Source organism: Candidatus Bartonella washoeensis Sb944nv, assembly GCF_000278135.1.
GTDB lineage: Bacteria > Pseudomonadota > Alphaproteobacteria > Rhizobiales > Rhizobiaceae > Bartonella > Bartonella washoeensis.
The window spans coordinates 418641-443344 of sequence record NZ_JH725023.1 but is presented as its reverse complement, the minus strand read 5'-3'; the positions used below and the strand labels follow the sequence as shown (position 1 = coordinate 443344).

At 39.0% G+C, this 24704-nt stretch carries 20 protein-coding genes and 1 tRNA gene; 14 read left to right on the top strand and 7 right to left on the bottom strand.

What is annotated here, in order from left to right:
* Positions 1 to 65 precede the first annotated feature (65 nt).
* The 5 genes from ccmA to MCQ_RS04420 are packed head-to-tail and all read left to right on the top strand — an operon-like array spanning position 66 to position 3023.
* Positions 66 to 692: a heme ABC exporter ATP-binding protein CcmA gene (ccmA, locus tag MCQ_RS04440; protein ID WP_006923796.1), complete on the top strand. Its 627-nt coding sequence runs from the start codon at positions 66 to 68 to the stop codon at positions 690 to 692.
* Positions 689 to 1354, top strand: a complete 666-nt coding sequence (ccmB, locus tag MCQ_RS04435; protein ID WP_006923795.1) for a heme exporter protein CcmB — start codon at positions 689 to 691, stop codon at positions 1352 to 1354. The genes ccmA and ccmB overlap by 4 nt, the downstream gene beginning before the upstream one ends.
* Before the next feature lie 46 nt (positions 1355 to 1400).
* Complete coding sequence (locus tag MCQ_RS04430; protein WP_035007905.1) at positions 1401 to 2180, top strand: heme ABC transporter permease; 780 nt, start codon at positions 1401 to 1403, stop codon at positions 2178 to 2180.
* A complete protein-coding gene (locus MCQ_RS09590) occupies positions 2168 to 2419 on the top strand; it encodes a heme exporter protein CcmD (RefSeq protein ID WP_006923791.1) in 252 nt (83 codons plus the stop codon). Before MCQ_RS04430 ends, MCQ_RS09590 begins: the two co-directional genes overlap by 13 nt.
* The gene (locus MCQ_RS04420; RefSeq protein WP_035007903.1) at positions 2394 to 3023 is read left to right on the top strand and encodes a DsbE family thiol:disulfide interchange protein; all 630 of its coding nucleotides are present in this window, start codon (positions 2394 to 2396) and stop codon (positions 3021 to 3023) included. Before MCQ_RS09590 ends, MCQ_RS04420 begins: the two co-directional genes overlap by 26 nt.
* Before the next feature lie 663 nt (positions 3024 to 3686).
* Here the strand turns inward: MCQ_RS04420 and MCQ_RS04410 are convergent.
* Complete coding sequence (locus tag MCQ_RS04410) at positions 3687 to 4220, bottom strand: GcrA family cell cycle regulator (protein WP_006923788.1); 534 nt, start codon at positions 4218 to 4220, stop codon at positions 3687 to 3689.
* A gap of 480 nt (positions 4221 to 4700) precedes the next feature.
* On the opposite strand from MCQ_RS04410, the gene MCQ_RS04405 reads away from it, so the two are divergent.
* The 3 genes from MCQ_RS04405 to MCQ_RS04395 are packed head-to-tail and all read left to right on the top strand — an operon-like array spanning position 4701 to position 7892.
* The gene (locus MCQ_RS04405) at positions 4701 to 5882 is read left to right on the top strand and encodes an aspartate aminotransferase family protein (protein WP_006923786.1); all 1182 of its coding nucleotides are present in this window, start codon (positions 4701 to 4703) and stop codon (positions 5880 to 5882) included.
* Positions 5883 to 5912: 30 nt separating this feature from the next.
* On the top strand, positions 5913 to 6848 hold the full coding sequence (gene argF / locus MCQ_RS04400; protein WP_006923784.1) for an ornithine carbamoyltransferase: 936 nt from the start codon (positions 5913 to 5915) through the stop codon (positions 6846 to 6848).
* 33 nt (positions 6849 to 6881) lie between these two features.
* Positions 6882 to 7892, top strand: coding sequence for an Hsp33 family molecular chaperone (locus tag MCQ_RS04395; protein ID WP_006923782.1), 1011 nt, complete (start codon positions 6882 to 6884; stop codon positions 7890 to 7892).
* 1027 nt (positions 7893 to 8919) lie between these two features.
* Here MCQ_RS04395 and MCQ_RS04390 read toward each other — a convergent pair.
* Together MCQ_RS04390 and MCQ_RS04385 are read right to left on the bottom strand one after the other, a co-directional pair.
* Positions 8920 to 9513, bottom strand: coding sequence for a Smr/MutS family protein (locus tag MCQ_RS04390; RefSeq protein ID WP_006923780.1), 594 nt, complete (start codon positions 9511 to 9513; stop codon positions 8920 to 8922).
* 56 nt (positions 9514 to 9569) lie between these two features.
* Positions 9570 to 10262, bottom strand: a complete 693-nt coding sequence (locus MCQ_RS04385) for a Tim44/TimA family putative adaptor protein (RefSeq protein ID WP_006923778.1) — start codon at positions 10260 to 10262, stop codon at positions 9570 to 9572.
* Between the two features lie 185 nt (positions 10263 to 10447).
* Between MCQ_RS04385 and MCQ_RS04380 the strand changes: the two genes are divergently transcribed.
* Positions 10448 to 10954 (top strand): FxsA family protein, encoded by a 507-nt coding sequence (locus MCQ_RS04380; protein ID WP_006923776.1) that lies wholly within the window; start codon positions 10448 to 10450, stop codon positions 10952 to 10954.
* A 142-nt stretch (positions 10955 to 11096) separates the two neighbouring features.
* Positions 11097 to 11573 (top strand): protein-export chaperone SecB, encoded by a 477-nt coding sequence (gene secB / locus MCQ_RS04375; RefSeq protein ID WP_006923775.1) that lies wholly within the window; start codon positions 11097 to 11099, stop codon positions 11571 to 11573.
* A 51-nt stretch (positions 11574 to 11624) separates the two neighbouring features.
* Here the strand turns inward: secB and MCQ_RS04370 are convergent, their stop codons facing one another.
* Entirely contained in the window at positions 11625 to 13922 is a 2298-nt protein-coding gene (locus MCQ_RS04370; RefSeq protein ID WP_035007896.1) for an NADP-dependent malic enzyme, read from the bottom strand.
* Between the two features lie 218 nt (positions 13923 to 14140).
* On the opposite strand from MCQ_RS04370, the gene mutS reads away from it, so the two are divergent.
* Complete coding sequence (gene mutS / locus MCQ_RS04365; RefSeq protein WP_006923773.1) at positions 14141 to 16876, top strand: DNA mismatch repair protein MutS; 2736 nt, start codon at positions 14141 to 14143, stop codon at positions 16874 to 16876.
* Positions 16877 to 17423: 547 nt separating this feature from the next.
* Here the strand turns inward: mutS and ilvD are convergent.
* From ilvD to MCQ_RS04345, 3 genes are all read right to left on the bottom strand, one after another.
* On the bottom strand, positions 17424 to 19262 hold the full coding sequence (gene ilvD, locus MCQ_RS04355) for a dihydroxy-acid dehydratase (protein ID WP_006923772.1): 1839 nt from the start codon (positions 19260 to 19262) through the stop codon (positions 17424 to 17426).
* An 854-nt stretch (positions 19263 to 20116) separates the two neighbouring features.
* Positions 20117 to 20192: transfer RNA gene (locus MCQ_RS04350), tRNA-Ala, on the bottom strand.
* Positions 20193 to 20310: 118 nt separating this feature from the next.
* Positions 20311 to 20691: a TIGR02300 family protein gene (locus MCQ_RS04345; protein ID WP_006923771.1), complete on the bottom strand. Its 381-nt coding sequence runs from the start codon at positions 20689 to 20691 to the stop codon at positions 20311 to 20313.
* Positions 20692 to 20876: 185 nt separating this feature from the next.
* Between MCQ_RS04345 and aroA the strand changes: the two genes are divergently transcribed.
* The 3 genes from aroA to rpsA all read left to right on the top strand — a co-directional run bounded on the left by aroA (position 20877) and on the right by rpsA (position 24690).
* Entirely contained in the window at positions 20877 to 22205 is a 1329-nt protein-coding gene (gene aroA / locus MCQ_RS04340) for a 3-phosphoshikimate 1-carboxyvinyltransferase (protein WP_006923770.1), read from the top strand.
* Positions 22202 to 22849 carry a (d)CMP kinase gene (gene cmk / locus MCQ_RS04335; protein ID WP_006923769.1) on the top strand — a complete coding sequence of 216 codons (648 nt, stop codon included), beginning with the start codon at positions 22202 to 22204 and terminating at the stop codon, positions 22847 to 22849. Before aroA ends, cmk begins: the two co-directional genes overlap by 4 nt.
* A 140-nt stretch (positions 22850 to 22989) precedes the next feature.
* On the top strand, positions 22990 to 24690 hold the full coding sequence (rpsA, locus tag MCQ_RS04330; RefSeq protein WP_006923768.1) for a 30S ribosomal protein S1: 1701 nt from the start codon (positions 22990 to 22992) through the stop codon (positions 24688 to 24690).
* Positions 24691 to 24704: the final 14 nt, after the last annotated feature.

Below are 24704 nucleotides of genomic sequence, written 5' to 3'. Positions count from 1 at the left end.
AAACATGTTTTTTATCCTATAATGCAATAAAGATTATAGAAATCAAAAACAAAACAGGCAATCACATGGTGTTATCGGGCAAAAATTTAGCAGCTTACAGAAACGAAAAAGTGCTGTTTCAAGGTCTTTCTTTTTGTTTATTCCCAAAACAACTGATGACAATTACAGGACCCAATGGAATCGGAAAATCTACATTACTACGAATCATTGTTGGCCTTCTTGAAGCTGCAGAAGGTTATGTAATCCTTAAAGACCATGAAAAAACATATCCTGTATCAACTGCATGTCATTATCTTGGTCCCCAAAATGCTATGAAACCTTTCTTATCAGTCATTGACAATCTGCGATTTTGGTCAGCATTTTATGGGCAACATCTACGCTATCCACACGAAGCCCTTGCCGAAATTGGTCTCTCAAATCTTGGACTCTTACCCTTCAATGTTCTATCAACCGGACAAAAAAGACGTGTAGCCATTGCCCGCCTTTTGCTATCCTATAGACCCATTTGGATTTTAGATGAACCAATATCTGGAGTTGATAATCACGCTCAAACTATCCTTGCTAATATTTTTCAGCATCATCTAAACCAAGGTGGCATAATTGTCGCTGCAACGCACAATCCACTCGGCATTCCAGAAAACCACAGAATCACTCTAGAAAAATTTTTACCTCTCGAGGAGGAAAAAGAATGAAAGCACTGTTCTGGCGTGATCTTCGATTAACCTTAACACCACAAGCTTCTACATTAACAGGACTTTTGTTTTTCATTGCTGTTATTATGATAATCCCATTCGCCATTGGACCAGATCCCAAAATTCTCGCGCAAGTAGGTCCAGGCGTATTATGGGTTGGAGCCCTTCTCGCAGGACTCCTCAATCTAAACAAACTTTTTCAAACCGATTTTGATGATGGAAGTCTCGACCAATTCATTCTTTCTGGACAAAGACAAAGTCTTACACTGATTGTCTTTACCAAATGCTTTGCCCATTGGGCAGGAACTATGCTTCCGCTTATTTTTGCTACTCCTATTTTAGCATTCATGCTCCATTTAGATGCAACAATAACTTTTACAACAACACTCACCCTCTTATGCGGAACACCTGCCATTATTTTTATTGGCGCTATAGGAGCGGCTCTTGCAACGTCATTATTACACAGCTCTCTTCTCATTTTCATTATCATCTTGCCATGGATAATTCCAATCATGATTTTTGGCATTTCGGCTGCTACAGCTCCAACAAATCCAAATGTTTCTTTTCTCACTTCCCTAGCTCTTCTTATCGCTTTTTCGCTTCTTTTGAGTCTTTTTAGTTCTTTTGTTACAGCTATAACGCTCAAGTTTTTATCAGAATAGTAGAAGATGATTGCCGCACAGCTAAACTCTGCTTATTATAAATTGTATGAATAAAACATCTCGCACACATAAAATGAGGTCACTGCCCGCAAGTTTAACCCATTTCATGAAAATAAGCAGTACCGTTTTGCCTTGGATAACCAGTATAACATTATGTTTTTTTATCTTAGGGCTTATTCTGATTTTATATTCCCCTGATGACTATCAACAGGGTATTACTGTCAAGATTATGTACATTCATGTACCATTTGCATGGTTATCTATGTTCTGTTACATAATAATGAGTGCCGCTGCACTAGGAAGTCTGATTTGGAGATATCATCTTGCTGATGTGGCACTCAAATGTGGTGCACCCATTGGTGCTATTTTTACAGCCTTGACCCTCGTGACAGGAGCTCTCTGGGGACGTCCCACATGGGGAACATGGTGGGTATGGGATGCACGGCTAACGTCAGTTTTGATCCTGCTTTTTATTTACCTAGCCATTATCATGCTTGATCGCGCCTTTGATAACAAAGAAAAAGCTGCACGCGCTACAGCAATTCTGACACTCGTTGGGTTTGTAAATATCCCCATTATTAAATTTTCCGTTAATTGGTGGAATACACTTCATCAATCAGCATCGCTTTTACGTTCAGGAGGCACAACAATCGACCGCGCTATGCTATGGCCCCTCATCACAATGATAATTTTTTTCACCTTTATGTTTATTTTGCTCTACTTGATGGCTATGCGAAACGAAATTAATGGTCGTCATATCCAAATACTTCAAATTAAAGAAGCCCGTCGTTCTCAATATCAGGACTCTTCATCATGCTCGACCTAAATAGTATCCATAAGCGACTTCTAGGAAATCTGTCTCAGCAAATTGATTTTTTCCTTGGCACTCTTCACCACGAACAAATTGTTGTTTTGAGCTATATGCTTTCTGCAATTTCCCTCCTGTGTTTTATCGTGCATATTCTTCGCAAAGGTATGTACCAAAAAAAAATCCTACAGAAACTGAATGGAAAAGACACGCTTCGAAAAGAAAAATATAATGAAAATTATTCCTCCAAAACCTAAAAACAATTTATCTCTGCCCGTCTTTTTCGGTCTTTTTGGACCGTTTGTGTTTTTTCTTCTTCTTATTATGCTTTTTTTCAACTTTATGGACAATAAGCACCCAAACGATACTTCTCTTCTCCCAAACGCATTAGCAGGAAAAACGGCCCCCCAAACTAGTCTTCCCCTACTTGGTAATGAAAATCATTTTTTCAATTCAGAAGAATTTAAAGGGCGGGTAACATTAGTTAATTTTTGGGGATCTTGGTGTTCACCCTGTCGCGAAGAGCATCCTGTTCTTATGAAAATTGCACAAGATCAACGTTTTGATCTTATTGGCATTAATTATAAAGATAACAAAGAGAACGCTCAACGCTTTCTGAGTAATTTTGGTAATCCTTTTAAATTTATTGGCTTTGATGTTTCAGGGCATGTGGCCATTAATTGGGGGGTGTATGGACCACCAGAAACCTTTCTCTTAAATAAAGAGAGCAGCATTATTGCTAGACACATTGGCCCCTTAACATGGCAAATTTATCAAAAAAAAATCCTGCCAAAAATTGAAAAAGCTCTCATAACAGAAAACCTGTTAAACGACAACACATTGATGCATAAAGATAATTAATCGCTTTCCTCCTATTGAATGAGAATACCAAATACAGGAATATTTGCTCATTTCATCGCTATATTCGAAATTTGCTTGCACCTCACAAGAAGTAGCGATGTGTGGATAAAAACCGTTTGAAAAAAAGCTAAATATGCCAAGTCAGCTTCATGCAATAAGAAGTAACAATATGGAGTATTGGTAAATATAACGATGGTGCTGGTGTGTACCTTCATCATAAGCAAAAAATGGTGATACTATAAATCTTGTGGGATACTATTCACGAGTGATGAGCTTGGAAGAAAAGAGAGATGCCTTTTTAAAACAAGTGCGTGAATGAATAGAAAAATGATATGCTGTTCTGTAAAGAAGATACCCCGATTAAAGACATAAAGACACGCAAACATAAAAACGTGAGATGCTGCAAAATTCCAAAAATATTACCGTGTATATTTTTGAAAACCGTAAAGCGTAAACTTAAAGAGAGACAGTGAAGATGGGCAATGATTGACATCCCTGCGTTATATAACCATATAATAATGCGAAAAGCTAAAATTTGAATGACTTCCCTCGAGGGAAGAATTTCTCCATTCATTAAATCCCCAGCTTGGCAAATTTCTCTTTCATATAAACTGGAATTTAATAATAAAACATAGAATATAATATCAGATTACATTGCAAATATTATACCCTTATCCGCCGTCTTTCAGAGATTGGCTGAAAAGCTATCTTGGCATGAAAAGCACAATAAGGGCTGTTCTCACCAGAATCAGCACCACAAAAATGGAAATCTGATGATAAAGGATCGCCAACTGGCCATCTACATGTATTTTCACTCAATTGCAAAAGATTAAGCTGACGTGATATAGGAACAACCACATTTGATTTTGCAGACACATCAACTTCTGTTACATCTTCCGCTACTACATCCATCTTTAAAGCTGTCGCTCCAACACTGCAAGAAGCAGCATTGGTTGGCAATACCGTTGATGTGGTGCGACGTATTCGCGGTGATGATGAACTGACGCTCACAATTGTCTTTTGTGCACGCGAAATCGCCTGTGCTGTCTTACCACGTCCAGGTAGTTTTAACCGGTGCACTTTACCGATCACTGCATTCCTACTAACCCCACCTAACTGAGCTGCTATCTGACTTGCACTCAACCCCTCACTCCAAAGCTTCTTAAGAAGTTCAACGCGTTCACATGTCCAACTCATATCAGCACTCCATTCTGATCACCTCATTGAGAGGCACTCTTTTGCCTCTTCAAATGTTTCAATCATATTTTTAATGAGCCGAATGAAAAACTTTTATCTCTCTCAGAGCACAAAAAACTTCACTCAACCTATGAAATTTATAAACTGAAACACAATCTCGCTTGCTGAGTTAAACTACAATATGCACTGACTTTATGACAAGAGTCTTTGCTTCTTGAAGTGTCTATTTACAATGTTTTCCCCAACTTGCGAATCAATCAGAGGTCAAACTATCGTTTTTACCTAAGGCTTTTTCCTACAAATGTTCTTTGCAAAACCTTCATTAGCTTTTGCCAATTGGTGCAATGATCTATAGAGCTAGTAATTGATCGTAATGAAACACTGATTGCACTGTGCTCAAAGATAAAAAATGCAATGTGTTTTGTTTGCAGCATTGTTTTATTTGTTGTATTGCGAATTGAGAACATAAAGGAAATAATGATGGATGCTACAACGATACAGCCACTTTACCAGTGCTTTGCTCGACGTAATTTGCATTTCGAACAGGGCAAGGGTGTATGGCTTGTTTCCGATAAAGGAGAGCGTTATCTTGATTTCACGTCTGGCATTGCTGTTAATGCATTAGGGTATGCACATCCAAAATTGGTTGATACTCTCAAAATACAAGCTGAAAAACTTTGGCATGTTTCCAATCTTTTTCAATCACCTGAACAAGAAGCTCTTGCCACACGTCTTTGTGCAAACAGCTTTGCTGATAAGGTCTTTTTTTGCAATTCCGGCGCTGAAGCACTGGAATGCGCATTCAAAACTGCTCGTCACACTCATTATGTATCTGGTCATCCAACACGCGTTGAAATTATTACTTTTGAAGGTGCATTTCATGGACGCACCCTGGCAACGCTTGCTGCTACTGGAGAAGAAAAATATCTTAAGGGGTTTGGTCCCAAAGTTGGTGGATTTATACAAATTCCTTTCTGTGATGAAAAAGCTTTGCGTAAAGTTATCAATAAAAATACCGCTGCCATCCTTATTGAACCCATTCAGGGAGAAGGAGGAATACGAACGGTCCCTTATGAATATTTAAAGTTTTTGCGCAAAATATGCGATGATAATGATCTGTTATTGATTTTGGATGAAGTCCAAACAGGCATCGGACGAACAGGGAAGCTTTTTGCTTACGAATGGAGTGATATCACACCTGATATTCTTACCCTTGCAAAGGGACTGGGTGGCGGATTTCCTTTGGGAGCCTGTCTTGCAACAAATAAAGCTGCAAAAAGTATGACACCAGGAACCCACGGATCAACTTTTGGAGGAAATCTTCTTGGGATGGCTGTAGGCAACTGTGTTCTTGATATCATATTAGAACCCGGTTTTCTCGACCATGTTCAGCACATGGGATGTAAGCTAAAAAAGGGACTTTCAACCATTCTAAGCAGTTATCCTGAAATTATCTGTGCAATTCAAGGTGTAGGCCTTATGGTGGGAATTCAGTGTGTTATTCCTTCTCATATTCTTATTAATGCATTAGAAAATGAGCGTCTTTTATGCGTTAACGCTGGTAATAATATTGTGCGTTTATTACCTCCCCTTATCATAACCGAAGAAGAAATATATGAAGGCTTACATCGTATTGAAAAAGCAATTGCTCATCTTTTGTAAATGAACCCAATAAAGGCAAGTAATCATACCATGACAAATGCTCCTCGTCATTTCACTGATTTATCTATTTTAACCCCGCATATAGCACGCACTCTTATCGACTACGCGAAAATTCTCAAAAAAAGCCTCAAAGCAGGAAAAGATTCAAAACCCTTTGTTGATAAAACACTGGCGATGATTTTTGAAAAACCATCCACACGAACGCGTGTTTCATTTGATATCGGTATGCGTCAGCTTGGTGGAAACACGATCATGTTAACAGGCTCAGAAATGCAGCTGGGTTATAGCGAAACTATCGCTGATACAGCGCGTGTATTATCACGTTTTGTGGATATTATCATAATACGCACAACAGCACATCACCGGATGCTCGAATTGGCGCAATATTCCCAAGTTCCTATTATTAATGCCCTCACAGATGACACCCATCCTTGCCAAATTCTAGCGGATATTCTAACCTATGAAGAACACCGTGGACCAATTGCTGGTGCAACATTCGCTTGGATGGGAGATGGCAATAATGTTCTTCATTCCTTGATCGAAGCAACGGCTCTCTTTAATTTTCATTTACGCATTGCTACACCAAAAGGCAATGAACCACAAGAAAAGTACATTAACTGGGCACGTGAGTGCGGAGCTAATATTATGCTCACAAACAACCCTCAAGAAGCTGCCAAAGATGCCGATTGCATTATGACCGATACATGGGTTTCCATGGGGCAAGAATTTCGCACCCGTAGTCATTCTGTTTTCCAGCCTTACCAAGTTAATGAAGCTTTAATGAAATTAGCTAAACCCAATGCCCTTTTCATGCATTGTCTTCCTGCTCATCGTGGCGAAGAAGTCGTAGATTCAGTAATCGATGGACCGCATTCTGTTGTTTTCGACGAAGCTGAAAATCGTCTTCATGCTCAAAAAGCAATTCTTTCTTGGTGTTTACAAGATGCGTTTTTCTCTCCACAATAACATGCAAAAAAATTATATAGAAAAGGCAGAGATATGAGCGAAGAACGCGAACAGAACAAAGATGAAGCCTTTCTCAACAACATTTACTTAAGTGAAGATGATACTGTTATTCCTTTTCAAGTTGAAGAACTCGACATCCGTGGCCGTGCCGTGCAACTTGGAGAAACTTTAAATTCTATTCTCACAAGACATCAATATCCTGAACCGGTTTCTTATCTTCTTGCAGAAGCTTTAGTCTTGACAGTTCTGCTTGGAACCTCCCTAAAACTTAAAGGAAAATTTATTTTACAAACCCATTCTAATGGACCAGTTAATATGTTGGTGTGCGACTTCTCTCCCCCCTCCAATCTACGTGGGTACGCTCGTTTTGATGAAGACAAGCTAGAACAAGCAATAGCCAACAATCAAATATCTTCAGAAACATTGCTGGGAAAAGGCACTTTAGCCTTCACTATCCATCAAAGTGCCCATACGCAACCCTATCAAGGGATCGTTGCGCTAGATGAATCAAATTTACAAGAAGCCTCCCGTGCCTATTTTGACCAATCAGAGCAAATTCCCACCGATATCCGTTTGGCAGTCGCTATATTGATCAACCGCGACCAAAAAGGTAAACCACAGAAAAACTGGCGGGCAGGAGGACTTTTGACCCAACTCTTACCCCAAGCATCATCTCATCATAAAATATATCAACCCAATAAAAAACCAGAAGAAACTAAAACCCGTGCTCAACTTGAAAACCAATGGCAAGAAGCCAAAGCACTGACAAGAACCATTGAAAGTGCAGAATTGACCGATCCCCAAGTCGGCAGTAAACAGCTATTGTTCCGTCTTTTCCATGAACAAGGTGTTAGAGTTTTTAATCCTCTTTCTCTTGTAGATCAATGTTCCTGTTCACGCGAAAAAATTAAAGAAATACTGGAAGGTTTTCCCACTGATGAACGGAACAAAATGGTTAAAAACAAATATATTTCAATTACATGTGAATTTTGCTCAACAACTTATCGTTTTAAACCGCAAGAATTTTTTGAAAATAAAACGTGAAAAATATCCCTCACAAAAAAGAAAATATTGAGTACAGGTAAAATCAATTTAATTACGCATCTAAAGCATAGCAACAGCTAGCGTCAGCCTTTAGAACATGTTGTGTGTCTTGTGTTCCCTTAGAGCTAACCACTCTTTCATTGCCTACACAATCATACTTCTTCTTTAAACCAAAACGCACTCTATACGCTTTTTATAAAATAGCCCATTTTAAAATATGTTCCGTCTTTTCTGAAAATACCCTTCCTTTACTCTTGGCATATCAGCAAAAATTGATCTCTTAACACAAATAAGTTTTTCGAATCCTTTTATCATCATATTAAGATATTGATTTTAAAGATAAATAATCTTTTAAATTGAAAGAGATCTGTGAACAGAATAATATTTTTTTATTCGAGCTCTCTTAATTTAAAAATCAAAAAATCGTTTACTTGCGCATCACAAAAAAAATCAGCGTGTAGAAAATGTGGGAAAAACTAAATATGTTCTATGAACCAATCATCTTAATGCAAGGACAAGTGCACTTTTGGGGACGAAGATACAATGATGGTGCTGATCTGTTCCTTTATAAACCTTAACAATGGTTCGCGATAAACTTTATTACAAAGCATACCCCAAATTCAAAAGCGAAAACAAAAAACTTTTTTATGACTCATATTTTTTAAACAACCGCATATGACTTTGATAACACAACTGCCGATAGCGTTCACCAATCCCAATAATTGGTCTATGCTAACCCAAATAATCAAAAATAAAGCCAGCAAAAAGATGTTTAATCGTTGAAGGAAAAACTGAAACTCTCAAAACTTCTGTAGTGCTTTGGATATTCTTTATTTTCACAATTGTTTTTTGGCAATCAATGGGGAAATCCTCTTATAAAACCACTAACATAAAATTACTTTGAGTAAAAATTGAAAGCAATGACCTAACTGTACGACAAAATCTTTCTCTCTTGCATCTCTTCCATGCTCTACAAAATACTATATCTGATGAAAAAAATATTGAAGCTAAAAAAACCCAAACAACATCATACCCTTTTCTCAGGCATAAATCGTCGCAACTGAACATAAAGCGCACCACCACCACCATGCTGACGAGCAGCTTGTTCAAATGCATGAACGTAATATCGAAAAGTCGGCGTTGATAACCAATGAGGGACAAACTGATACAAAACCCCATCGCTCCCGTGCGACCGGCCCTTTCCTGTTATCACGAGTACATAACGCAATCCTTTCTGCTGAGAGGATTGTAGAAATTGTTTCAAGAAAAAATAGGCTTCTTCTTGCCCATACCCATGAAGATCAAGACGAGCCTCAAGTGGATAATGACCCTTGGCAATTTTACGATGTACAACAGGATCAAAGAAATAAGACTCATGTAATTGTACAACCGTCCTCTTTTCTTTTTTAACCACTTTTTCTCTCTGTTGATTTGCCTGAACCAATGGGAGGATTTGTGTTACGTGCTGTTTCTTATGATCGATATTTGCAACATCTCCTGAAATAATAGAAGAAGGAAACTTATCATGAAGGGGTATTATTGTGCGGCAAACCATCTCCCACAGTAGACGATCCTGCGCAACCAATGGATCTCTTTTTTGTCTCCATTCACCCATAGACATTGGAAGTTTCAATCTCTCATAAACTTTATTGATATGATCTTAGGATGAAAAACACCTTAATTTTCATCTTCTGTTGCAAAAAGCTTCCAGTTAGGATCTGACGATAGACTATTGCGAACAAAAGTCCAAACATCCCTAATTTCAACAATAGCATCAGGATCACCGTCTATAGGTTCTTCCTGCTCATTGTAAGTGACAGAAATCATTTCACTGACAATACGCACAGTCAAAAACTGTTCTTTTTCTTGCACTGCTGCTGCGACAAATTCGATTTTATTAATTCCAACAAAAGTAAATTGGACTTTTTCATTGTTTTTTTCGCGTTGCTCAATGGCTGCACAAAAACTTTCAAAAACATTCTGAGAAAGCAATCTCTTAAGTTGATCGCGATCACCTTTAGCAAAAGCTGTTACAATCATTTCATAAGCAACTTGAGCACCCTTTATAAAAAATTGAGGAGAAAAATGAGGATCATTCTGGCGCAGTGCACGTAAACCTTCATTTAGTGCACTTCCCTCTGGTGAAATTGCGTCTATTTCGCTAAAATCACTTTTTTGCGAATTGGCTTGATGAGGGAACGAAACAATATTGTCAGTCGTTTCTGACTCGATCTGTTTTTTAGTACAACCTGAATAAGGATCAAAGGGAGGCTTTTCAAAACCAATCCGTTTTCCTAATACGTTACGGAGTTGCACAAAAACAACAACCATAACAACAAGAGCTACAAAAAGTACGACGTCAAATTCCATGGGCGCTGTCAATCTCCAAATCTAAGATGATCCGTAATAAAACATTGCTGTCAATACCATTTATCAATAAACATGTAAAATAGGTAATCTACTATTCAAATATTTTTATAGCGCTAATTTTTAAATTTAAAAAGGATAGCTCCTATAATTTTCTGCTCCAATACCTTAACAAAGGGAATTTTCCTGTGATAAAATCTTATCTTATAAATCCTCGCCTTTTTATCATTTTCATCCTAGGCGCTCTCTTAGTTGAAATCGCCGGTTTTATCTTTGTTGGAAAAGAAATTGGAATTTTGGCAACTTTGAGTTTGATCATTTTAACAACAATAGCTGGAAGCATTTTATTGCGAATTCAAGGGCTTAGCCTCTTAAAAAATATACAACGTGAAGTCATCCAAGAACATAAATTAGAGAATAATATTATCAATGATGCTTTCATCATTATTGGCGCAATTTTGCTTATTCTTCCCGGCTTTGTAAGTGATATTTTGGGAATATTATTTCTTATTAAACCAATCCGTCCTTTTGTCTGGTATTTGTTTTCATCCTTCAGAAATAAAATGAACACCCACCCTAAAAATAATACCAACGCCCAAAATGAGTCTGAAAAAATAATTGATCTTAAAGCAGAAGACTATCAAGTCTCCAATACCACAGAATCTCCATGGCGTAAAAATGATTATAATCATTGAAATGCCAAAAAAATCTGTAACGAGCTAAAAAAATAATCAAGATAAGCAGACCATTCCTTGAAACCTTTTGCAAGGCGTGATAACCAGCCCTATCTTTAGATCTAAAATAGAAATACATACATTATAATGAGAGGTTCGTAGTATGGCCGAAAGTGAAATTAACAACAATGGTGGAGAGCCAATTTTTGCTGTATTGACTCAATATTTAAAAGATCTTTCATTTGAGAACCCAAGTGCTCCTCGCTCATTGCGTCCACGGGAAAAGGCACCACAAATCGACATCAATATCAATGTTAACGCTAACCCAATTGGTGACGACAATTATGATGTTGTTTTGTCCCTCTCAGTTAAAGCCAATGATGATAATGAAACATTATTTCATGTAGAACTGATTTACGGTGGTGTTTTCCATATCAAGAATATCCCACAGGAACACGTTATGCCGCTTGTTTTTATTGAATGTCCTCGTCTTTTGTTCCCATTTGCTCGGCAGATTATATCTGATGCTACCCAAAATGGTGGATTTCCACCTTTGTGGATTGATCCAATCGATTTTGCAGCTCTATTCCAAAAACGCGTTGCTGAAGAACAAAAAAATAGCCAAACTCAACCATCCTAAAAATTTATTTTTTCAACAAAAAGGCCTTGAAATATCAAAGGCCTTTATTTTTTATAACTTCTTCGCATGATAAGCGGCAAGTGTTGCGATATTGAAAACATCCGTATCGCTTCCACTAAACGGTACAATTTGGACAGATCTTTCCAAGCCAATCAAAATAGGGCCAATAATGGTTGCTTCACCAAGCTCTTGCAACATTTTACTAGCAATGGAAGATGCATGATATCCAGGCATCACTAAAATATTAGCAGTATCTGTTAATCCCATAAAAGGATACTGTTGCATTAACTTCGAATTAAGTGCCACATCAGCACTCATTTCTCCATCAAATTCAAAATCAACATTGCGTTCATGTAAAATATTAACAGCATCCTGAATATGCTGTGTAACCGATCCTTTCATATACCCAAAAGTAGAAAATGCTACAAATGCCACCCGTGGCTGATATCCGAACCCACGAACAAAAGAAGCTGTCTGTTCCGCTATATCAGCAAGTTCCTCAGCGTTAGGGTCCTCGTAAACAGCTGTATCGGCAATAAACACAGTTCGTCCACGACAAATGGCCATTGAAATACCAAGTAACCGTTCTTTTGGTTTCTCAGAAATCACTCGACGAATATCAATCAATGCTGTTTCATAATTGCGTGTAACCCCTGTCACCATTGCATCAGCATCCCCTAATGCCACCATACAAGCAGCAAAATAATTGCGATCATTATTGATACGACGATGACAATCACGCAACAACCAACCTTGACGCTGCATTTTTTTATAAAGATAATTAGCATAAGCATCCACGCGACAAGAAAGCTTAGCATTCATAACAGAAATACCTTCACGCTGAAGATCAATTCCAGCAACAGCGGCAGTTTCCTTAACTTGTTCTTCACGACCAATCAAAATCGCTTGCCCCAGTTTTTGATGAACATAGGAAACAGCTGCCCGCATTACCTGCTCTTCTTCACCTTCTGCAAAGACAATTTGTTTAGGTGCTTGCCGAACATGATTATAAACACCACGCATAATAGATGAAATAGGATCACGTCTCGCATTTAAATCGCGTTCATAAGCTTCTAAATTATCAATATGCTTTTGCGCAACACCGCTTTCCATTGCCGCTTTTGCAACTGCAATTGAAACAACTGTGAACAAACGTGGATCAAAAGGAACAGGAATGATATAATTGGGACCAAATTTTAATCGCTTGCCACGATAAGCCTCCGCAACGCTGTCAGGCACTTCCTCATGAGCTAAAGCAGCAAGAGCCCTTGCTGCAGCAATTTTCATTTCCTCATTGATGACCGTCGCACGCACATCAAGCGCACCACGAAATATATAAGGAAAGCAAAGAACATTATTAATCTGATTTGGATAATCGGAACGACCTGTTGCTATAATGGCATCATGACGTACTTGCATAACTTCTTCTGGTGTAATTTCTGGATCAGGATTCGCCATAGCAAAAATAATCGGTTGAGGTGCCATCGACTTTACCATCTCAGGAGTAATTGCGCCTTTAGCAGAAACCCCAAAAAACATGTCAGCGCCTTCCATCGCTTCAGCGAGAGTGCGTTTATCAGTTCGAACAGCATGAGCAGATTTCCATTGATTCATCCCCTCTTCACGACCTTCATAGACAACGCCCTTAGTATCGCATAATATGATATTTTCAGGTCGAAATCCCATCGCTTTAATGAGTTCAATGCAAGCAATCCCTGCAGAACCAGCACCATTACAAACTAACCGCGTATTTTGCATATCACGCCCAGTTAAATACAGAGCATTGAGTACACCAGCAGCTACAATAATTGCTGTACCGTGTTGATCATCGTGAAAAACAGGAATCTTCATTATCTCGCGTAAGCGACTCTCGATCATAAAACATTCAGGTGCTTTAATATCTTCAAGATTAATACCACCAAAAGAAGGCTCCAAATGACGTACCAGATTGATAAAATTTTCCGGATCATTCGTATCAATTTCCAGATCTATTGAATCAATATCGGCAAAGCGCTTAAAAAGCACCGCTTTGCCTTCCATCACCGGCTTAGATGCTAGTGCTCCTAAATTACCTAAACCCAAAATAGCGGTTCCATTTGATATAACAGCAACAAGATTGCCCTTTGCTGTATAATCATAAGCCAGCGCTGGATTTTCAGCAATTGCTTTAACCGGAACAGCAACACCTGGCGAATAAGCAAGTGCTAAATCATGCTGCGTTGCCATAGACTTTGTTGCAATAATTTCAAGCTTGCCTGGTCGACCACGACTATGAAAATCAAGGGCTTCGCGCTCACTGGTACTATAAACCTTTTGATGCGTTTTTTGATCCTGCTCACTTTTTTTCATTTCACTTAATTTTCTCCAAAAATAGTGTAAATTCTGTTCGATAATGCCTACCATTATCTGATTTTAAAATTTGATTCATATGCTAGAAATCGCTATGCTTGCTCTGGCAGACCTGTTCGTGCGTTTCAATTCAAAAACAATAGAGATAATGAAGATAAACATTGAAGTAAACAAAAAAGGGCTTCAAAGCCTCACTTGAAGAAAACGAGCGCGTAAAAATGGATAACAAAACCAACCATACAAATGAGTTAATCCCACAGCTCGCACCTTCATCTCCTCCTCGTCAAGAACGCCTTACACCGATGATGGAGCAATATATAGAAATCAAAGCAGTTAATAGCGATTCCCTTCTCTTTTACCGCATGGGTGATTTCTATGAACTATTTTTTAATGATGCAATCGAAGCTGCTCAGGCTTTAGGAATCACACTTACAAAACGCGGAAAACATTTAGGTGAAGATATTCCTATGTGTGGTGTTCCTGTTCATGCTGCAGATGATTATTTGCAAAAACTGATCGCATGTGGTTACCGTGTTGCTGTTTGTGAACAGACAGAAGATCCTGCGGAAGCTAAAAAGCGTGGTTCAAAATCAGTTGTTCGGCGTAATGTTGTGCGCCTTGTCACACCTGGAACCATAACAGAAGAAAAGCTTCTTGATCCAACACGTGCAAATTATCTAATGACACTTGCTCGCATCAAAACTAGCGAAGGAGAAGAATTTGCACTTTCCTGGATTGATATCTCAACAGGTATATTTCGTGTAACAGAAAGCCGCCATGAAAAACTTTTGGCAGATATTATGCGCGTGGATCCACAAGAAATCATTGTAGCGGACTCCTTTTTTCATGATAAATCTCATAAATCACTTTTCAATGCGCTCGATCGTATTGCCTCACCTCAACCAGCTAGTCTTTTTGACGCAATTACTGCTGAACGAGATATTTGCAATTATTTTAAACTTTCAACCCTTGAAGGTATTGCCGATTACTCACGTTCTGAACTCTCCGCAATAGCCGCTGCTATTCGTTATATCGAAAAAACGCAAATCACTCATCGCCCCCCACTCATGCGCCCTGAACGCCAAAATGAAAATGCTACCCTTTTTATTGATGCCGCAACCAGACTGAGTCTTGAACTTGTTCGAACCACATCTGGTCAACGTGATGGAAGCTTACTGAAAGCCATTGATCGCACTGTAACAGGAGGAGGATCACGCCTTCTCATTGATCGTTTAATTGCTCCTCTCACTACACCTGCTGCTATTGATAAGCGCCTAGATTCAATTACCTTTTTTCTGCATAATACTTCACTTGCAGAAGCTATAAAGCTCGCTTTGAAAGGGGGGCCAGATATGCCCCGTGCAGTTTCACGTTTGGCTCTTGGACGAGGAGGACCACGTGATATAGCGGCAATTCAACGCGGTTTTGAAATCATTTGTGAACTTGATCAGCTTCTTAATAATGAATTGCTTCCTGAAGAAATAAGCGATGTACAACAAATATTCTCACATTTACCGACTGCCTTGCATTTTCATTTAGAAAAAGCATTAGGCGATAATCTCCCTCTGCTTAAACGTGATGGTGGTTTTATTCGCCCGCATTATCACCAAGAGCTCGACGAAATGCGTGCTCTACGCGATGAATCACGCCGTGTCATTGCTGAACTTCAAGCAAAATATGCCCAAGAAACTGATATTAAGACCCTCAAAATAAAGCATAATAATATTCTAGGCTATTTCATTGAAGTAACCAATTTACAAGCATCAGCTCTCACCAATACCTCACAAGCAAAAGCACGTTTTATTCACCGACAAACAATGGCAAACGCTATGCGTTTTACCACAACAGAACTTGCCGATCTTGAAAGCCGTATTGCCCATGCAGCCAACCATGCTCTGACGCTTGAACTGGAAATCTTTGACAATCTTGTTCATGAAATTACAGAACAAGTTGACTTCATTCGTAAAGCTGCTGAAGCGCTTGCTATCTTGGATGTCTCCGTTGCTTTGGCACATTTAGCTGAAGAACAAGGATATTGTCGTCCTAAAATTGACCAATCACTTACTTTTCATATCACCGCGGGACGTCATCCCGTCGTAGAGCAAGCACTTCGAAAGCAAGCTGCAGAACCATTTGTTGCCAATAACTGCGACCTCTCTGTGCAAGAAAATCATCAATATGCAGCAATCTGGCTCTTAACAGGTCCTAATATGGGGGGAAAATCAACTTTCTTGCGGCAAAACGCACTCATTGCTATTATGGCGCAAATGGGTTCTTTTGTCCCAGCTGCTTCAGCTCATATCGGCGTTGTTGATCGCTTATTTAGTCGTGTTGGAGCTTCTGATGATCTTGCACGAGGACGCTCAACCTTTATGATGGAAATGGTCGAAACAGCAACGATTCTTAATCATGCAAGTCATCATTCCCTTGTTATTCTCGATGAAATAGGGCGTGGAACATCAACTTTTGATGGACTTTCAATTGCTTGGGCAACCGTTGAATATCTGCACGAAGTTAACCACTGTCGTGCTATTCTCGCTACACATTTCCATGAAATGACAGCACTCACAGAAAAACTCAACCGTCTTCATAATGTAACAATGAAAGTTAAAAATTGGAATGGCGAGGTTGTTTTTCTTCATGAAGTCATGCCAGGAGCTGCTGATCGATCTTATGGTGTACAAGTTGCAAAGCTTGCTGGGCTTCCCACAGCGGTTATTACACGTGCTACCGATGTTCTCCATCAATTAGAACAAAGTGAAATGGCTGGAAAAGGAGATAAATTAATTGATGATTTACCACTCTTTTCCCTTAAAGAAACATCTGTCACAAGTGAAAAAACAAATAAATGTTGTGTGATCCATGAAGCTTTAAAAAATATTCATCCTGATGAGTTATCACCTAAAAAAGCTTTAGAAGAACTTTATCGCCTCAAACAACTTGAACAAATGTAATTTCTTTAATAAAAAATCAAAAAATATATCATTACGCATTATTTTTAAATTATATTTGTTATTCACTGTATTATTATTTCTTTTTACTACTCAGTGTCATGTTACGATAGCTTTTGAATTTAGACCTTTTATAAAAGTTATATTTACTCCTTTCTGAAATGGTTTTTTTCCACATGCTAATCCCTTTTGTGACGTGCAAAGGAAGGGCTTTGGTTGATTTATTATAAGAAGAGTCGAAATGGGAGAATCTTACAATTTTAAGGTCTCTCATTAAAGTTGCAAACGATGAATTATCATTATAAATCAATATCTTGTCATGATAATTATCTCTTCTATAGGGAAAGAGTTTATAGATCGCATTTGCTAGAATCGATTTTTTCACCTTCTGTATGAAAGAGAAATGTAATCTTTAACCTCCTAAAATCACTCCACCATTTCCAAAAATCTTACTCATCGAAAGGGCTCACAATAATCAGCTTAGAATATTAAGCATTTAAGAAATCTCTTCTTCCCCATGCATCTTCCACAAACTGATTTCTTCACTCAATCAAATGCTGCGCACTGCACCTTTAGCAGCAGAAGTTGTCATAGCTGCATAGGCTTTAAGCGCCTTTGAAACTTTACGTTTACGCTTCTCAACCGGTTGCCAAGCGGCGTTTCCTTTTTCTTGCATTTTGGCACGACGGCGCATAATCTCAATATCATCTACCAACATATGAATAGTACGGTTAGGAATATCAATTTCTATTATATCACCCTCTTCCACAAGAGCAATTGTGCCTCCTTCAGCAGCTTCTGGTGAAATATGTCCGATAGAAAGCCCTGAAGATCCTCCAGAAAATCTACCATCCGTTATAAGTGCACAAACCTTTCCCAATCCTTTGGATTTGAGATAGCTCGTGGGATAGAGCATTTCTTGCATCCCAGGTCCACCGCGCGGACCTTCATAACGGATTAAAACAATATCACCTGATTTAATTTTATCGGTCAAAATCGCCGAAACAGCTGAATCTTGGCTTTCAAAAATTCTTGCTGGACCTTTAAACGTTAAAATTGATTGATCAACACCTGCTGTTTTTACAATGCAACCATCTTCTGCAAGATTTCCATAAAGAACTGCCAATCCTCCATCCTGCGAATAAGCATGTTTACTATCGCGGATTACACCTTTTTCACGATCAAGATCAAGGGTGTCATAGCGACAAAATTGGCTAAAAGCTGTCTGTGTTGGAATACCACCTGGAGCTGCACGGTAAAATTCATGAATAGTTGGTTCTTTAGTTCGTTTCACATCCCAGCGGTAAAGAGCTTCCTTCATCGTTTTCGCATGAACTGTATAAGCGGATGTATCAATGAGTCCAGCCACATTCAATTCACCTAAAAGTCCCATAATACCACCAGCACGATGAACATCTTCCATATGCACATTCGCAACAGCAGGTGCAACTTTACATAAAACAGGAACACGACGTGAAAGACGATCAATATCCGTCATGTTAAAATCTACCTCAGCTTCTTGCGCCGCTGCTAAAAGATGTAGAACAGTATTGGTTGATCCCCCCATGGAAATATCAACAGTCATTGCATTTTCAAAAGCTTTACGCGAAGCAATAGAACGCGGCAAAACTGTCTCATCATCTTCTTCATAATAACGCTTAACCAATGTGACAATCTGTCGTCCAGCTTCTTCAAAAAGCAACCGACGATCTGCATGCGTTGCTAATATTGAACCGTTTCCAGGAAGAGAAAGCCCTAATGCTTCAGTCAGACAATTCATAGAATTAGCAGTAAACATTCCTGAACAAGAACCACATGTAGGACAAGCAGCACGTTCCATTTCAGCAACTTCGTCGTCTGAATTATACTCAGAAGCTGTAGCAATCATTGCATCAACTAAGTCAACAGCCAGATTTTTATCTTTCCATTTAATCTTACCTGCTTCCATAGGCCCCCCTGAAACAAAGATTGTTGGAATATTCAACCGTAAAGAAGCCATTAACATACCAGGTGTAATTTTGTCACAATTGGAAATACAGACAAGTGCATCTGCACAATGGGCGTTGACCATATATTCAACAGAATCAGCAATGATTTCACGTGAAGGCAAAGAATAAAGCATTCCATCGTGCCCCATAGCAATTCCATCATCTACAGCAATCGTGTTAAATTCTTTCGCGACAGCGCCAGAAAACGCTATTTGTTGTGCCACCAGTTGCCCAAGATCTTTTAAATGGACATGCCCTGGTACAAATTGTGTAAAAGAATTCGCAATCGCAATAATGGGTTTACCAAAATCAGTATCTTTCATTCCTGTTGCACGCCAAAGACTGCGGGCCCCTGCCATATTGCGCCCATGAGTCGATATTCTTGAACGGTAAGAAGGCATTATTTTTTCCCCTCAAATAATTCCATTTTCCCTGTTGTGCTGCAATCCAACCCTAAAAACAAGAGTTCTCGCACGAGAAATGAAAAAAGCCTCTTTTTGAGACATTTAAATCACAAAACTGAAAGGCACATATAAACCCCATTCAACAGCAAATAATCCAATAAAACTTTCTTAAGAAAAATAATATCTCAATCATTCGTAGAATCTATAATAACTGCCTTTTAGCTGCACAAAAACCTTTAAATTTAAGCAATAATGTTGGCATAAGCGTTCTACTTGAGTTATAGGAACAAAGGTTGCTTGTTATAACAAGCTGCCACCATCATACTATTTTCCAACTCCCAATGTTGCGGAGAATTCTTGCATTGCGATGGTTCATAAGAGGCATATTTACTCTTTTCTTAAATGATTTTTTGTCCACACTCCAATCCCTGTTGTAACGTACAAGCGGATGGCTGTAATTGATTTAATATAAGAGAGTTTGAAATGAAGAATCTTGCTGTATTCTGGGGAATAGTTCAAGTTGCAAAATGATGAATTATCATTATAAATCAATGCATTATTGTATAACAGATAACCTTTATTGATGATACCTTTTTATCCAGATACCTCTTTTTTCTATGCATTATGTCACAAATGATAAACAGCTTGCTTTTTCTTTTTACGCACCAATCTGCTTGTTCGCTTTCATAACAATAAAATCGTATGAATCTTACAAGGTAACAAAAATGCATCGTAAATAAAACAGATGCATTACGAAATCATCGAAAAATACTAAGAGAGACCAGTAAAGCTAAAATAGCATCTCTCAAAACAGATTTAAATCTGATTCTCTCTTAAAATAATAGCCTTTTTGGTGGAGCTAAGCGGGATCGAACCGCTGACCTCTTGCATGCCATGCAAGCGCTCTCCCAGCTGAGCTATAGCCCCACATAAAAACGCATTTTTTCCCAATCGATAAACAATCTTGGGGAAGTTTTCTAGAACGAGAAAAATTGAAGATCAAGAAGATTTTGCATTCAATGAAAAGAACGCTCTCTTATTTCTCTCAAGAATCGTCGTCCTTAGACACACCGCCTCCTAGAATACCGGTAACGTCATCATCCTCGTCGTCATCATCGTGAGATAAAAACGTGTCATCGTCATCACCCAAATCGACATCACTATCTTCCAAATCAGGAATATCATCATCTTTAGAATCATCCCCATCTTCTTCAAGAAGCATAAAGGCAGATTTTTCAAGTGCTGTATCAAGCTCTTCAGTATCAACTTCTTCTTCACTATTTGCTTCAGCTGCCGCAACCTCAAAATAAGAACGCGGATAAGAAATTCCTGTATAAGGTGATACAATAGGATCACGATTAAGATCATAAAACTTTTTTCCCGTTTCCGGGTCAACACGTTTGGTTCCAAGTTCCTGTTTTGCCATGGACCGTGCCTCTTTGGTTAGCTATCATTCATTAAAGACAAATTTTATGCTCCTTAATCGAAAGACAATGCCTTTGTCAAAGATAAATACGTCATTCCACACGGATTTTCTCATGACGCTTCTCAAAGCATGTGCTAAAGGATGCTTAATTTTGTAAAATTCAGATGGAAATAAATAGAACTTCTATGCAAAAAGCAATACCTATAACCTCCTACCAATCTACCAATCTTTCTGGCAAAATTAAAATACCAGGAGATAAATCAATCTCCCATCGATCCCTTATATTGGGAGGATTAGCAAGTGGTGAAACACATATCCGCGGACTGCTTGAAAGCGATGACGTTCTCAATACAGCTGCTGCTATACAGGCTATGGGCGCCTGTATTCATAGAAAAGAGGATCTCTGGATCATCCGAGGAACCGGCAACGGCTGTCTTTTAGCTGCACAACAACCTTTAAATTTCGGCAATGCTGGCACAGGTGCCCGCTTAGTTATGGGGATGGTTGGTCCTTATCATATGAAAACAACTTTTATCGGTGACGCCTCTCTCTCCAAACGTCCAATGGGACGTATCCTAGACCCGTTACGATTAATGGGTACTGAAATTGAAGCGAAATATGGCGACCATCTCCCTTTAACGCTTTATGGCCCGAAAATGGCTAACCCGATTCGCTACCGTATTCCAATGGCTTCCGCCCAAGTTAAATCAGCAATCCTCCTTGCTGGACTCAATACCGCTGGTACCACAACTGTTATTGAACCAATTCTCACACGAGATCATACGGAAAAAATGTTAAAAGCGTTTGGTGCTGAACTTGAGATAGAAACAGATGCAGAAGGAACACGTTTTATCCATCTCAGTGGTCAACCACACCTTACTGGACAAGCGATTGATATTCCAGGTGATCCCTCTTCTGCAGCTTTTCCAATTATCGCAGCCCTTCTTGTAGAAGATTCTGATATCACCATTGAAAATGTGCTTATAAACAACTCTCGAATAGGGCTTATCGAAACATTGTGGGAAATGGGCGCTCAAATTGAACTTTTGAACCAACGCCAAACAGGTGGAGAAGACATTGCGGATCTGCGGGTCAAATCATCAATGCTAAAAGGCATAACTGTGCCTAAAGAACGAGCCCCATCAATGATTGATGAGTATCCTGCTTTGGCAGTAGCAGCAGCTTTCGCTGAAGGCAAAACTGTTATGCTAGGAATTGAAGAATTGCGCGTTAAAGAATCAGATCGACTGTCTGCACTTGCTCAAGGACTAAAAATCAATAACGTCGATTGTGAAGAAGGTATGGATTTTCTCATTGTTTATGGAAAAAGCTCTACAAAAGGACTTGGTGGTGGATATGTCACTACACATCTTGATCATCGGATTGCTATGTCTTTTCTTATCTTTGGACTGGTATCAGAAAAACCTGTTACCATTGACGATAAACGAATGATCGCTACTAGTTTTCCAGAATTTATCCCTTTTATGCAAAAACTTGGGGGGAAAATTTCTTGAAACCTTTTGTTATAGCAATTGATGGACCAGCAGCCTCAGGGAAAGGAACATTAGCACGAAAAATTGCTATGCATTATCGTCTTCGCTATCTCGATACTGGGCTCACTTATCGTGGTGTTGCTTATGCACTTTTACAACAAAAATTATCTCTTGATGATGAAAAAAGTGCACTTGCTTATGCTACAGAACTTGATTTCAACACTTTAAATCCAGCTGTTCTTTCTTCTCATGAACTTGGCGAAGCCGCTTCAAAAATAGCAATTATACCAGCTGTACGCGAAATCCTTGTTGCCAAACAACGTAACTTTACTAAAGTTTTACCTGGCAGCGTGCTGGATGGCCGCGATATTGGCACGGTTGTCTGTCCCGATGCCGATGTTAAGCTTTATGTTCTAGCCAATGTTCAAACACGAGCAAAACGACGCTATCAAGAAATTTTAAAAAAAGGATTCCAAGCAGATTATCATGAAATCCTAGCTCAGCTTGAACAACGTGACAGCCGCGATATAACCCGCAAAAAAAGTCCATTAAAACCAGCGAAAAACGCCCACTTGCTTGATACGTCAGAATTGAGTATAGAAGCAACGTTTACAATTGCATGCACTTTTATTGATCCTATCATAAAAGCGCGTATAATTGGATGAAGTCATCAAGGTGATTTCCGGCCAAGCGCTAATTTTTCTTCCTGTATTAAGGAAAAAGGCAGGAAGTTACCTCATATCAACACTAACCTAGCGCTTATACCTTTAAATCTTGACAATAAAGGTATGTATCAGGAGTTCTTATGTCACAATACAATCCCACAACAGCGGATTTCGAAGCCCTTTTAATGGAATCTTTTCAAACTAATGATCTTAATGAAGGATCCGTTGTTAAAGGCCGTGTCATTGCAATCGAAAAAGACATGGCCATTATTGATGCTGGACTTAAAGTTGAAGGACGTATTCCACTCAAAGAATTTGGAGTTAAAGGAAAAGACGGTTCTTTGCAAGTTGGAGATGAAGTCGAAGTTTATATTGAACGCATTGAAAATGCGATGGGCGAAGCTATTCTATCACGTGAAAAAGCACGGCGTGAAGAAAGCTGGATTCGTTTGGAAGAAAAGTTTAACGCTGGTGCACGCGTCGATGGCGTTATCTTTAGCCAAGTAAAAGGAGGCTTTACCGTCGACCTCGATGGTGCTGTTGCTTTCTTGCCTCGCAGTCAAGTCGATATTCGCCCTATTCGTGATGTTTCACCTCTTATGCATAATTCACAATCCTTTGAAATTTTGAAAATGGATCGTCGTCGTGGTAATATTGTTGTCTCACGTCGTACCGTCTTAGAAGAAAGCCGCGCTGAGCAACGTTCAGAAATCGTTCAAAATCTTGAAGAAAACCAAATTGTTGAAGGTGTGGTTAAGAATATCACCGATTATGGTGCTTTTGTTGATCTTGGTGGAATTGATGGTCTTTTACATGTTACGGACATGGCGTGGCGGCGTGTTAATCATCCATCTGAAATTCTCACAATTGGTCAAACTATTAAAGTTCAAATTATTCGTATCAATCAAGACACACATCGTATCTCTCTTGGAATGAAACAACTTGAAAATGATCCTTGGGAAAGCATCAGTGCCAGATACCCAGTTGGCAAAAAAATTACTGGTGCTGTTACCAACATTACTGATTATGGTGGTTTCGTTGAAATTGAACCAGGAATTGAAGGGTTGATTCATGTTTCCGAAATGAGTTGGACAAAGAAAAACGTTCACCCTGGAAAAATTCTGTCTACATCGCAAGAAGTGGAAGTGGTTGTTCTTGAAATTGATCCTTCTAAACGGCGTATTTCTCTTGGTTTAAAGCAAACATTTGAAAATCCATGGGTTGCTTTTGCCAATAAATTTCCTGTCAATTCACAAATCGAAGGAGAGGTCAAAAACAAAACAGAATTTGGTCTCTTCATTGGGCTTGAAGGCGATGTTGATGGTATGGTTCATCTTTCTGATCTTGATTGGAATCGTCCCGGTGAACAAGTCATTGATACTTACAATAAAGGTGATATCGTTAAAGCTGTGGTACTTGATGTCGACGTTGAGAAAGAGCGTATCTCTCTTGGCATCAAACAACTTTCTAGTGATAAAGTTGGAGAAGCAGCAGCATCTGGCGAACTCCGCAAAGGCGCTGTTGTGACATGTGAAGTTACTGGAATCAATGACAATGACATTAATGTAAAATTGGTTGACCACAATCTTGAAACAACCATTCGCCGGACTGATTTAGCGCGTGATCGTGATGAACAGCGTCCTGAACGTTTTTCTATTGGTCAAAAAGTTGATGCCCGCATTACTGCATTCGATAAAAAAACACGCAAGCTTTCAGTATCTATCAAAGCTTTAGAAATTGCAGAAGAAAAAGAAGCTGTTGCTCAATATGGCTCAACAGATTCTGGCGCTTCTCTTGGTGATATTCTTGGCGCAGCTTTAAAAAAGCAAGAACAAGATTAATGGATTAATAGTTA